Annotated in this window: 10 protein-coding genes; 8 read left to right on the top strand and 2 right to left on the bottom strand. The window is 62.5% G+C overall.

What is annotated here, in order from left to right; all coding sequences use genetic code 11:
* Positions 1 to 376: 376 nt before the first annotated feature.
* The 3 genes from IWX75_RS16920 to IWX75_RS16930 all read left to right on the top strand — a co-directional run bounded on the left by IWX75_RS16920 (position 377) and on the right by IWX75_RS16930 (position 6,560).
* On the top strand, positions 377 to 1,009 hold the full coding sequence (locus IWX75_RS16920) for a recombinase family protein (protein WP_334684445.1): 633 nt from the start codon (positions 377 to 379) through the stop codon (positions 1,007 to 1,009).
* Positions 1,010 to 1,062: 53 nt separating this feature from the next.
* On the top strand, positions 1,063 to 1,467 hold the full coding sequence (locus IWX75_RS16925; RefSeq protein WP_196823428.1) for a TnpV protein: 405 nt from the start codon (positions 1,063 to 1,065) through the stop codon (positions 1,465 to 1,467).
* A gap of 95 nt (positions 1,468 to 1,562) precedes the next feature.
* Complete coding sequence (locus IWX75_RS16930) at positions 1,563 to 6,560, top strand: helicase-related protein (protein ID WP_334684442.1); 4,998 nt, start codon at positions 1,563 to 1,565, stop codon at positions 6,558 to 6,560.
* A 71-nt stretch (positions 6,561 to 6,631) separates the two neighbouring features.
* On the opposite strand, the gene IWX75_RS16935 is transcribed toward IWX75_RS16930, so the two are convergent.
* Positions 6,632 to 6,934 (bottom strand): hypothetical protein, encoded by a 303-nt coding sequence (locus IWX75_RS16935; protein ID WP_196823429.1) that lies wholly within the window; start codon positions 6,932 to 6,934, stop codon positions 6,632 to 6,634.
* Positions 6,935 to 6,983: 49 nt separating this feature from the next.
* On the bottom strand, positions 6,984 to 7,205 hold the full coding sequence (locus IWX75_RS16940; RefSeq protein WP_334684443.1) for a helix-turn-helix transcriptional regulator: 222 nt from the start codon (positions 7,203 to 7,205) through the stop codon (positions 6,984 to 6,986).
* 562 nt (positions 7,206 to 7,767) lie between these two features.
* Here IWX75_RS16940 and mobC point away from each other — a divergent pair.
* From mobC to IWX75_RS16965, 5 genes are all read left to right on the top strand, one after another.
* Positions 7,768 to 8,214: a plasmid mobilization relaxosome protein MobC gene (gene mobC, locus IWX75_RS16945; protein WP_334684444.1), complete on the top strand. Its 447-nt coding sequence runs from the start codon at positions 7,768 to 7,770 to the stop codon at positions 8,212 to 8,214.
* Positions 8,211 to 9,785, top strand: a complete 1,575-nt coding sequence (locus tag IWX75_RS16950) for a relaxase/mobilization nuclease domain-containing protein (RefSeq protein ID WP_196823430.1) — start codon at positions 8,211 to 8,213, stop codon at positions 9,783 to 9,785. Before mobC ends, IWX75_RS16950 begins: the two co-directional genes overlap by 4 nt.
* A 3-nt stretch (positions 9,786 to 9,788) precedes the next feature.
* Positions 9,789 to 10,571: a hypothetical protein gene (locus IWX75_RS16955; protein ID WP_196823431.1), complete on the top strand. Its 783-nt coding sequence runs from the start codon at positions 9,789 to 9,791 to the stop codon at positions 10,569 to 10,571.
* Between the two features lie 475 nt (positions 10,572 to 11,046).
* Positions 11,047 to 11,364 (top strand): hypothetical protein, encoded by a 318-nt coding sequence (locus IWX75_RS16960; RefSeq protein WP_196823432.1) that lies wholly within the window; start codon positions 11,047 to 11,049, stop codon positions 11,362 to 11,364.
* A 3-nt stretch (positions 11,365 to 11,367) separates the two neighbouring features.
* Entirely contained in the window at positions 11,368 to 12,072 is a 705-nt protein-coding gene (locus IWX75_RS16965) for an RES domain-containing protein (protein ID WP_051478709.1), read from the top strand.
* Positions 12,073 to 12,420: the final 348 nt, after the last annotated feature.

The following is a 12,420-nucleotide window of genomic DNA, read 5'->3' on the forward strand; positions in this document are numbered from 1 at the left end:
GCTCACTCCGGTCGAGTTTGAGACAATCTACTTAGCCGCACACGCGGCCTAGAGACCACCCACCCCCCGTGTCAACCAAAGTCTGGGCAGTCCCGTTGGAGTCACGTCAGCTTTCAACCTGCGCGTACGGCACTCCGCATTTGGGGCTGAGTGCAGACGGCTTCGGACATTCCGTGCAAACGACTTCGAAAAACGACAACAACAGAGACATGCGAAAACGCCGTCCACTTGGATCACAAACCAAGTGCGAAACATGTATTGTCGTAACGCGAGGGTGAGTCGGATTCTGCGACCCTCGGGACTGGGGGAGGACGACATGGATCGACCGGGACGCCTTGAGGGTGTCGAGGAACCGAGGTCGGTGCCTGAGGGTGTGATGCTCGGGTACGCGCGAGTATCAACGGTTGATCAGAACTTTGAGGCACAGCGTCAACAGCTGGTCGACGCTGGCTGCTACGACATTTACGCCGACCATGGTCGGTCCGGTGCGACGATGGCCCGCCCGCAGCTGGAGGTGTGCCTACACGCGTTGCAGCCTGGCAACACTCTCGTGGTGACCAAACTTGACCGCCTTGGACGCACAGTGCGCGGGCTCGTGGACCTGCTGGACGCCCTGCACGAACGCGGCGTGAGGTTCCGGTCTCTGTCCGAGGGCATCGACACGACGACCCCATCGGGGCGGCTGATGTTCAACATCATCGCGAGCGTCGCGGAGATGGAGCGTGAGCTGATCCGGGAGCGGACCAAGGCCGGCCTCGCTGTCGCCGCGGGAAAGGGTGGCCGGCCGCCACGGCTGCAGCCGCACGACGTCGTGGAGGCCCGCAGACTCCGGGACCAGGAAAAGCAGACGGTCGAGTCGATCGCAAAGAAGTTCAAAGTACATCGGTCGACCATCATTCGCGCGCTGCGCACAGACGGTCTCGCGGGTGCTGGGTACGGTGGAAGCAGTATTTCTACCGGCATCAGGGGGACGTCCGATGGCGCGATCAAGCAAGCGCAACCAGATTGATGGTCAAGCAAGTCTCGACGCATTTCTTTTCGCACCACCAGAGGAGGTTCTCGATGAACAAGTACGGCAAGTTCGCGCAGGAGACATGGAAGATGACCGCGCCGTCGCAGTACGCCCTGATTCCGGACCCGGAGGAGTGGTTCCGGAAGCTGGGCGAGGAAGCGATGCGCCAGGTAGGGGAGCTGCAGTACCAGATCGCGGGCCCGGACCCGGAGGGCGAGATGTACCTGGAGAAGGTGGGCCGGCTGAACGCCTCGAGGATGCAGGCCGAGGAGATAGTCCGAGTCGAGATGCTGACACCGGACGAGACGGAGACGGAGGGCGACGACTCGGACGAGGAGATGCCGGAGTCGACGCGTCTGATGCACGAGATAATCCAATCGTTCAACCACGGGTATCAGGAGGACTTGGAGAATCTGAGGGCCGAGGAACTGGACCGGGACAACCAGCGCCAGTAGCCCCTGCTGTACCCGATCACCGATTCATTCCTGCGCGGCAGGACGATCTAGCCCCGTCAGGGGCGCGTGCGCGCTTCCAAGCGAATGTCGCTGCGTTGCGGGTCCTGCGTGAGCTGCAGGAGCAGGACCGTGCGGCCACCGCAGCAGAACGCGATGTGTTGGCCCGGTGGGGGAGTTGGGGAGCTACCGGTGTTGCCGAGGTTTTCGATGAGAGCCGTGCTGAGTACGAGGCGGACCGGGTTGAGCTACGCGAGCTGCTGAGCGAGGACGAGTACCGGGCCGCGAACCGTACTGTCATCAACGCGCACTACACCGATCCTTCCCTCGCCACGGAAATCTGGCAGACCCTCAACACGCTCGGTTTCGACGGCGGCCGCGTCCTGGAACCGGGATCCGGTGCCGGAACCTTCATCGGGCTCGCCCCCGAACCTGCGACCATGACCGGTGTGGAGCTGGACCCGATCACCGCCGGCATTTCCCAGGCGCTGTACCCGGACGCTGACATTCGCGCCGAGTCCTTCGCTGACACGCGTCTTCCCGGCGGGTACTTCGACGCCGCCGTCGGTAACGTCCCGTTCGCCAGGACCAGGCTGCATGACCCGCGACATAACACGGGCAATCACTCGATGCACAACCACTTCATCATCAAATCCCTTGCCCTCACCCGGCCCGGCGGTGTCGTCGGTGTCATTTCCTCAGCGTTCACCATGGATGCGCAGAACCCGGCAGCTCGCCGTGAAATCTACGAGACGGCCGACTTGCTCGGTGCCGTCCGGCTGCCCACGGGTGCGCACCGCCGGGCCGCCGGTACTGATGCGTTGACCGATGTCCTGATCTTCCGCAAGCGACTCCCGGGCGAGGAAGCGCTCAGCTCGCAGTGGCTGGAATCCCGTGCCATCTCGGTAGGGGACGACGCCGGGCAGGATTCTGGCCAGGACATCGCCCGCATGAACGCCTATTTCATCGAGAATCCGCAGCGCGTGCTGGGTGAGCCCGTGGTGGGTAACGGCATGTACGGCTCTGCGACTCTCACTGTCCGCAGCGAGGACCTGCGCTCCGTTCCGGAGCAGCTTCACGGTCAGCTGCAGGACATCGCACAGGTAGCCGTTGATGCCGGCAGTGGAGTGACGGAGCGTCAGGCGGGGCAGGTTATCGAGTCTGCGGCCATCGTGCTGGCGGGCAGTAACTTGCAGGTCGGACACATCACCGCCGAACCGGACGGAACCTTCACGCAGGTGGACCTCGACGGCTCACTCGCCTCGCTCAAGGTGCCCGGCACGCAAGCCCGCGAACTACGTTCCCTGTTGCTTCTGCGCGACCTCGCTCGTTCCGTGCTCTCGCTTGAGGCGAGCAACGTCGAGGACACCCCGGAGCTGGAGGCTGAGAGGGACAGTCTGCGTGAGTCGTACCGCACCTACGTTGACACCTACGGACCGATCAACCGGTTCTCCGAGCGCCGCACTGGGAAGTTCACTGAGGCGGGCGAGGACATCATGGCCAGGGTGACGCCGAAGGCGGTGGCGTTGCTGCGCAACGACCCTTTCGGGCCGATCGTCCCTGCCTTGGAGCGCTTCGATGAGGCCAGTCAGACGGCATCCCCGGCAGCGTTGCAGCGTGGGCGCCAGGTCCAGCCGCGCCAGCCCATCCGTGGCGTGGATACGCCAGCAGAGGCCCTTGCGGTCACCCTCGATACGAGGGGCGAGGTCGACCTCACCGAGATAGCCCAACTGCTGGGTGTTGAACCAGATGCAGCGAGGGATGCACTGGGGGAGCTGGTCTACGACATTCCCGGCGAGCCCGGGGTCATGGAGACACGTGCTGAGTATCTCAGCGGCAACATCCGCGAGAAACTTGACGCAGCCACAGTTGCGGCAGCTGAGGACGAACGGTTCTCCCGTAACGTCGAAGACCTGAAGGCAGCTATGCCGCTGCCGTTGGGTGCGGACGAAATTGAGGCCCGCATCGGGTCCATTTGGATCTCGGCCGAGATACACCAGGAGTTCCTCCAAACGATCACCCGTGACCGACAGGCGCGCGTGGACCGGGTGACCGGCGCGAACTGGGATGTGCAGGCGAATAGGTACAGCTTCACGGCCCGCAATGACTGGGGCACTGAGCGGATGCCGGCCGGTGAGATCTTCAAGAACCTGCTCGAGCAGAAGCGGGTGCAGGTCACCGACCCCGACCCCGATCCCCAGAGCCAGCGCCGCATCCTCAACCCTGTCGAGACAGCATCGGCGCAGGAGAAAGCCCAGCTGATGCAGGACCGGTTTGGGGAGTGGGTGTGGGAGGACCCGGACCGCGCTATCGCTCTTACCGATGAGTACAACCGCCGGTTCAATTCCCTCGTGCTGCGTGACTACACGGTCGAAGGTGAACGCCTCTCCCTGCCCGGGTTGCTGAAGGGCTGGACCCCGCGCCCGCATCAGCGTGCCGCTGTGGCACGCATGATTTCCGAGCCGTCCGTAGGGCTCTTCCACGAAGTGGGTGCCGGTAAGACAGCTGAGATGGTCATGGGTTCCATGGAGCTTCGCCGGCTCGGCATGGCACGCAAGCCAGCGGTCGTCGTGCCGAATCACATGCTTGATCAGTTCGCCCGTGAGTGGTTGCAGCTTTACCCGCAGGCGCAGATCCTCGCCGCGTCATCGGCTGACCTGGCCGGTGACAAGCGCCGGCAGTTCGTCGCCCGCGCGGCCGCGAACGACTGGGACGCGGTCATCATGACCCGCACCGCGTTCGAGCGCATTCCGCTCTCTGCGGAGTCCGAGGCTGAGTACCTCACCCGCGAGGTCGATCGGAAGCGCCAGGAAATCCTGGCCGCCAAGGAACGGGCTATCGAAAACGGCGGCAAGGCGATGAGCGTCAAGAAGCTTGAGGCGCGCCTGCAGTCCGATGAGGAGAAGATCAAGCGGCTCCTTGAGACTCCCGCTGATCCGGGAATCACGTTTGAGCAGACCGGCATCGACTACCTTTTCGTGGACGAGCTGCACGACTTCAAGAACCTCTCGACTGCCTCGAATATTCAGGACGCTGCGATCGACGGTTCCAAGCGTGCATCGGACCTTCACGCGAAGGTCGAGTACCTGCGCAGTGTTCATGGCGATCGCGTGATGACCGGTGCGACGGCGACGCCGATCGCCAACAGTGTCACGGAGATGTACGTGATGCAGCGGTACCTGCGCCCGGACCTGCTGGAGCAGGCTGGCATCCACGATTTTGATACGTGGGCTGCGACGTTCGGTCAGGTGGTCTCCGAGATGGAGATGACCGTTGCCGGCGGTGACAGTATCAAGATGAAGGAACGTTTCTCGAAGTTCCAGAACGTGCCGGAGCTGCTGAAGATGTTCCACACGTTCGCGGATGTGAAGACCGCTGAGATGTTGAAGCTTCCGGTTCCCGATATTGAGGAACGTGAGGACGGCCGACGCCTGCCGCGCATGATTGCTGTGGAGCCGACCATCGAGCTCGAGGAGTACATCGCGGACATCGCGGAGCGCGCCGAGAAGATCCAGGCCCGCATGGTTGATCCGACCGAGGACAACATGCTGAAGATTTCCAGTGATGGTCGGAAGGCTGCACTGGACATGCGGCTGGTTGACCCGGACCTGGACGCCATGGTCGGGGAGACGAAGATCAGCGCCACAGCGGACTTGTTGGCGAAGGTGTACGAGGAGAACAAGGACCGCATCTATGAGGACCCCGAGTCGGGGGATCCGCACCCGAACCCGGGTGCGTTGCAGATCGTGTTCTGTGACCTTGGTACACCTTCGAACAAGTGGAACGTGTACGAGCAGCTGCGGGAGGACTTGGTGCAACACGGGGTGCCCGAGAGCAAAGTCCGGTTCATGCACGAGGCGAAGAACGATGCCGAGAAGGGCCGGCTGTTCGCGGCCTGCCGTACCGGCGACGTCGCAGTGCTCGTCGGGTCAACGCAGAAGATGGGCGTTGGCACGAACATCCAGGCCCGTGCAGTGCACCTGGTCGACCTTGACGCGCCCTGGCGGCCGGCTGATGTTTCGCAGCGTCACGGGCGCATCATTCGGCAGGGTAACCAGAACCCCGAGGTCGCTATCTCGCAGGTCGTGACCAAGGGTTCGTTCGACACCTTCATGTGGCAGACGTTGGAGCGCAAGAGCAAGTTCATCGACCAGATCATGCGCGGGAGACTCGATGTCCGCGAGATCGAGGACATAGGGGACAACACACTGTCCTTCGCAGAGGTCAAAGCCATCTCCAGCGGCAACCCGCTCATCTTGGAGAAGTCGAAAGCCGATCAGGAACTGACCCGGTTGCACCGTCTCGAACGAGGGTGGCACCGCAACCAGGCAGCCCTTTCTCGCCGCAAAGAAGGGGCGCTCGTCAGGGGCAAGGTTCTGGCGACGGAGCTGCCGGCGCTGAAGGAAGCAGCTGCACGCACCACGCCCGACGTCGGTGCGGATGCATTCCGCATGACCATGAACGGGCGCACTTTCGACAAGCGCACCGACGCGGTGGATGCGCTGCGCGGATGGGCCAGCACCAATGCCGCCGGCCGACCACCCATTGCCGGTTCGAAGGACCTTGGGGTGATGGCTTCCATCGGTGGCCACGACGTTCGATTCGTTCAGGGTCAAGCGAACATGGTCGAGATAGGAGCCTCGCGCGTAGAGATGCAGATCGAGGGGGCGCCGGGTGTAGCCGTGGAACTTAAACGTAACGACGTACTCTTCCCAACCGTGGGTGTTATCCAACGTTTGGAGAATCAAGTCACGCGTCTACCGGATGAGGTGGGGAAGCGAGAGCGACAGTTGGAGGAAGCACGTCAGGAATACCGGGATGCAGCGACCGCTTTGAATCAACCGTTCAAGTACACGGACGCACTCGACAAGGCTAAGTGGGATGTTGAGCGAGTCAATCGTGAGATGAGGGGTGAGGACGGCGCACAAACGTCCCTCACGCCCGAGCTGGACGAGTTGAAGCGACACATGCGATCGAGCTTCCCTAATCCTCCGAAGCCAGGCAAAGCGCCTGATCCAACGGGCCGTTCGCGTGAGGCTGATCAGACCCCGGACGTTGACCCGGATCGAGACCGGGACCAAGGGATGGAACTCTAATCGGCCAGTGAATGACAGAGGGAAGGTTCCTACCTACGGTAGGAGCCTTCCCTCTTCCTATCGTCTACGGGTCAGTTCGTCGTGGTGGCTTCGGCGGGTCCCTCAGCGATGCCGGAATCGGCATTGGCTCGCCGCGACCGACGCTTGGCCACTCCGCCGGCTTCGAGCCCGAGCTTCTTCAGTTCGTCCTCGCTCCAGCCGTCTTTGGTGGCGCGGACGTATGCCTTCTTGTCCTCGCGTTGGGCGGTGGCGAGTTGTTCGCGCAGCTCGTCGACTCGCTTGCGTGCGATCACCAGGTTGGTGACGGATTCGATACGCGAGTCGAGGAGTTTGCGTGCCTGGTCTTTGGTGGTTTCGAGGTCGATGGTAGTCATGCTCTTCACCCTATCGCCGTGCGTGGACACTCGTCATGAGTAGCTACTCTCAGCGTCCGGCTGGGTAGTCATGAAGGTGTGCGTTCAAGACGTCGTTGAACCATTCCGCAACATCATCGGCGTCGTACCGGACCGTATTCCGTCCGAGCACGAAGAAGGCAGGACCGTCGCCGGTACGTCGCCACCGGGCAAGCTCGGTACTTGTCACGCCGTACATCCCAGCCACGTCCTTCGGTGACATCATCGCGCCCACCTCGGTCCCCGCTTTCATCTTTGCACCCGTTCCTTTCGGCAACGCCGTCATCACTTGGACGCGAAGTGAATTGGCACGTTGGAGAGGTCGGACCGTGGAATACCGGAGCGGAGCGAGGATATGCCGCGAAAGCCGGCTTCGGAGACTTGCCAAGAGAAGGGCGGACAGTACATTCACCAGCCGAAACGGAACGGCGCAGCCGGTCGGTCAATCCAGACGCGAAGCGTCTGCCGAAACCTCGAACACCCCACCCGGCACAGACCGCCAATCAACAGACTTCCCACACACCTGCGGAGCAAGAGAAGGGCGGACAGTACATTCACCAGCCGAAACGGAACGGCGCAGCCGGTCGGTCAATCCGGACGCGAAGCGTCTGCCGAAACCTCGAACACCCCACCCGGCACAAACCGCCAATCAACAGACTTCCCACACACCTGCGGAGCAAGCTATGCGTTTATGTGCCATAAACGCGGTTCGCCGCTGGCGCCTGCGGCTGAGCGATGGCACACTGGGGATGTGGGGCCTCCGCTGGAGGGGCGCTGCGCTGGGCCAGAGGATCAAGGGCGGGGGAGTACGAGCCGTGACTGAGCAGGGGAGCGAGAGCCACGATCAGGAACCAACTGCAACTCCTTCAGAGCGGGCATCCGGTACCGGACGCCGGCACGTGTGGTCTTCCCGGCGCAAGCGCATCGAAGGAAAGACCGTGTACGTGCGGGTTTCAATGTCCGAGATGGAGCGTGCGCAGCTGCTGCGGCTGGAGGCTCAGACCGGGTTGTCGCCGTCCGCGATCCTCGTGGATGCCGCCCTCGGTTCCGGAGACCCGGCCGTGCTGACCGTGCGGAAGCAGGAGGTCGTGACCCTGCTGACCATCCGCCGGTTGATTGGCGCGGCGGCCAACAACATGAACCAGCTGGCGCGCCACGCGAACGCCACAGGCGAGGTCAAGGACGAAGCCCTGGCTGCCGTACAGGACGCCCGCGTGCTGATGCGCCAGATCGAAGCGAAGATGTACGAGTTGAAGCCGTGATTCCGAACATCACGAAGGGCTCTCGCACCGTCGGTCTGATGAAGTATCTCGTTGGACCGGGGAAGCGCAATGAGCACACCGATCCGCACCTGGTCGCGGGTAGCCCGGTCATTATGTCTTGGTTCGATGATGCCCAGCTCAACGATCAGTCCGCCGTCCTGGTTGCGCAGGAAGTGGACCTCAATAAACGCATTAATGACGTCGAGATGGACCAGCACGTCTGGCACTGTTCACTGTCGCTGCGCGCCGACGAGCGGCCCGTGAGCGACCGTGAATGGGCGGACATGGCTGAGAAGTTCATGGAGGACATGGGCTTCACCGATGCCGGAGGCAAGGCGCCCTGCCAGTGGGTCGCCGTGCACCACGGCACAAGTATTGCGGGCAATGACCACATTCACATCGTTGCCTCGCGCGTCCGTGAGGACGGGACCAAATGGAGTGACTGGTCGGACTTCCCCAAGGCACAGACAGCAGCCCGCAGCCTCGAAAAGCAGTTTGGCCTCATGGAGCTCGGTCAGCATTCCGAGCGAGGACTGAAGCCGGCCGAGCAACTGGCAGACCGCCAAGTTGGAAGCACAAAGGAACCGGCACGTCACCGCCTCGAGCGGACCGTCCGCTCCAGCGCGGTCGCGTCCCTGTCGGAAGCTGAGTTCGTGCGCCGGCTACGACGCCAGGAACTGTTGATCAGTGCGCGTTTCGCGGACGGCGGCCGCTCAGTCGTCACGGGCTACTCGGTAGCCGAGCGACCACCCAGGGGCATGGACCCGGTCTGGTTCGGCGGCGGAAAACTCGCCAAAGACCTCACCCTCCCAGCGCTGCGCACAGCCTGGACTGACACCCCCGAAGCATCCCAGGAAGCAGCCGAGGAATGGTGGGCAGCGAAGCGCCAGCAAAGAATTGTGCACAGGCAAGGTCCGGACATGAAGCGTGGCACTCGCGCGTCGATGGTCGGAGGTTTGGCCGTCGATGAGGTCGCGACCAGGAAGCTCGCACTCGACATGGCCAAGGCCCGGCGCGTCATGTCGTCAGTAGCAGTGGACGATCACCAGACGTGGGCGCATGTCGCCCGTGAAGCCTCCGGAGTCTTCGGTGCCTGGTCGAAAGCCACAGAAGCAGAGCCAGGGCCCCTCGCGCACGCTTCACGTGTCCTTGCGCGGTCCGCTCACCGATCAGGGATCACCATCAGCGAACCTGTGAAGCCAGGACTACGGATGGCCGGCACCACATCGTTCCTCCTCGCGGCCGCCACCGCACCGTCACCGGTCGCGCAGACGCTCATCATGCAGCAAATGCTGCGCACAATCCGCGCGCTCCACGACATGCAGCGCAGCAACAACGACCTCCGTGAAGCGCGCCTGCTCAACGAGACAGTAACGGAGCACCTGAGCATCGTGGGAGCACCGCTTCCCGATGTTCCCGAACCACGACTCCCAGCACCTGAGACCGCAGCAGGCGTGCAGCGGAAGGCATTGCCGGCGCTCTCGGAAGCGAAACCGTCGCAGAGGACGCAGAGGCGCACACAGGACTACGAGACAGAGCTGCATATGCCGGACCAAGGGATAGGGAGATAGCGAATGAATCACGACACACCTGACGGAGCCGAGGGTCTCTTTCGGCCTCAACTGCAGTCCGCGTTGGCTGTTGCCGGTCGCCTCGGTGAAATGCTCGCCCGTCAGCGAGCGGAGCGCAATGAGCAGATCCTGCGGGCGCAGGAAGCGCAGCGACGCCAGCTCGAGGAACGTTTCGAGGCCGAGCGCGCCGTGATGCGCACGCAGCTCGGTGCCGTCTATCAACCGCAGTTCTGGGAGTCAGCAAAGCCCGAGGACGTCGCATCACAGTACGCCCTGGCGCAGCAATGGGAACCCTTCGATGACATGGCTCGCCTGTCCCGCGAACACATGCACGAAGAAATCAAGACACGATACGACCTGACCCCCGAGGATTACCTCGATGAGCACGGGCTCTCGTCTCGAGGGACCACCGAGCACAGTGGCACGACAGATGGGGAGCGGACCAGAGCGGACCGGGACGCGCAGCGTGACCATGCAGAAGCTGAACGGCAGTCAGCGGCCGTTGTTACCGGGAATTTGCAGAACGACGTCGACACACAGAACGCAGCTGCCAGCGCTGAGGAGCACTGGGACTCCGGCGATCGCAGGGCGCGGCTCGCGGACTATCTAATGGAGCGGGCTGGAACGACAGAGGTCGGCAGAGAAGGAGTAGCCGCAGTGCTGGCTGCCGACCTTAGCAACGGCACACCACCCTCAGCAGCGGTGAGGGCCAAGCATCGCCCGTCCCGTCGCCGGGACTCATCTGAACCAGAGCGCGTGAAGGAAAGGGACTTCGGCCTGGGCTAAATCATGGTGCGCGGAGCCAAATGCAGAAAGGGGGCGACCATATGGTCGCCCCCTTTGTATGCTCGCCCCTCGCCCGTCAGTCTTCCGCTTCGTCTTGGTGTGGCGGGAGCGGATAGATCCACTCACCGGCGGCGTTCGCAAACTTGATTCCCATGACAGGATCCAGACCAAAGCGACGCGCTGCTATATCAATGCAGCAACGTACAACGGGCCCTGCCGGCGGCGGACGAACATGCCGCAACCTTCGGCCAGATCAGCTCGGAGAGCACCGGATAGGAGAGGTCCCTGACCCCTTTCCGAACCGCTACCTTACATAACAGAGGATATCGGTGATTTCAGGTGTGATTGTTGGTGTGCTCAAATTGTAGATTGGATAGGCCTTCTATGGGATCATGGATTCATGACAGCTGTAGCAGGAGCACGCTCAGATCTCAGGGCTCATAGGGATTCCATTCGTCTTCCGGACGATGAGCTGGTGCGTGAGCTGCGGGATCTGTTGGGCGCCAAACTGGTGGCGTATCTGGGCTCGGTGAAGGAAACCCGGGCCGTGCGCCAGTGGGCTGAGGGTGAGCGAAGACCATCGATGGATGTTATGCACCGCCTTCGCAGCGCCTATCACGTGGCAGCGCTGATCCATGAACGCGATGCCGCTCCCGTCGTTCAAGCCTGGTTCATGGGAATGAACCCGCAGCTCGACGACGTGCCCCCCGCGCGGCTATTACGCGAAGGACAACTTGAGGACGCAGGTCCGTCGGTTCTGGCAGCCGCCCGGGCCTTCGCCGCAGCAGGCTAATCAGTGACCCCCCGAACATTGTCCGAGGCCACCGCCTCGCAGACAGTGTGGCGTATAGGCTTTCGGCCCGATCCATGGGCGTGGAGCGGTTGGGAGTGGGCGACTAACGGTCGGTTCCCGGGCCGGTGGGACGACGTCGACGGGACCTTCCGCACCATCTATGCCGGCTCGAGCCTCCTCGCATGCCTGCTCGAGGTCCTCGCGGGTTTCCGGAGAGATCCGCGCCTCGCACAGGCACTCGACGACATCGTCGAGGACGAAGCAGACCGGGACCTGCACCCGACCCTCTCCCCCGGCCTGGTACCGCGGGAATGGCTTGATCCGCGTGAAGTCGCTTCGGGAACACTGCGCGGCCAGTTCTGTGCGGTGACCGCATCCGCCAGTGTCGCGGCACTGTATCCGCACTTCATCGGCTTGGCCCTCACGTTGGGGCTGACCGACTTTGATGCCGCGGCGTTGAAGGATGCCCGGCCACGACGACTAACGCAGAGCGTCGCAACGTGGCTCTACGAGACCACTGACTTTGACGGTGTCACTTTTACTTCCCGCCACGGGGACGACCTAACCCTATGGGCTGTTTTCGAGCGTCCAGGTGATCCACAGGTCTCCCCCCGAGTTATAGGTACAACCCACAGAAGTTTTGAGGGCGACGAACCAGAACTTATGAAGGCGTTTCGCCTTCTCGGGCTGCAGTGGCGGAACGACTAGCCCCACGATCAAATTGACCGCACTGCTATCAGCTCGATTGCGCCACGGCCCGTGGCATCAGGAGCAGCAGTTGTCCAACAGGCTGTTGGACAACTGCTCGACCAAAACAGCACCTCAAAACACAAGACCTCAAGCGGAAAGTCCCCAGCGCAGCCCTCGAGTTTCGCCTCAATTTCCCGCCAAGCTGGCGAGCCGGCAATGACGCTTTATGGCGTCTTTATGTCACTACTATGGCACTCACACGCGTCGAATCCCCTACGTGTCAGGCTGGAACGGTACCAGGGGCTCGTAGCAAGTCCGTTTGATCGCGTGGGGCGAGAATCAGGAATCCAGTAATCATGTCCAGTC

The organism is Arthrobacter sp. CAN_A6 (genome assembly GCF_015751715.1).
GTDB lineage: Bacteria > Actinomycetota > Actinomycetes > Actinomycetales > Micrococcaceae > Arthrobacter_D.

Excerpts from the sequence above, each read along its gene's own strand:
- IWX75_RS16920 (WP_334684445.1), top strand. The coding sequence starts at position 377 with ATGCTCGGGTACGCGCGAGTATCAACGGTTGATCAGAACTTTGAGGCA.
- IWX75_RS16955 (WP_196823431.1), top strand. The coding sequence starts at position 9,789 with ATGAATCACGACACACCTGACGGAGCCGAGGGTCTCTTTCGGCCTCAA.
- IWX75_RS16940 (WP_334684443.1), bottom strand. The coding sequence starts at position 7,205 with ATGAAAGCGGGGACCGAGGTGGGCGCGATGATGTCACCGAAGGACGTG.
- IWX75_RS16925 (WP_196823428.1), top strand. The coding sequence starts at position 1,063 with ATGAACAAGTACGGCAAGTTCGCGCAGGAGACATGGAAGATGACCGCG.
- IWX75_RS16935 (WP_196823429.1), bottom strand. The coding sequence starts at position 6,934 with ATGACTACCATCGACCTCGAAACCACCAAAGACCAGGCACGCAAACTC.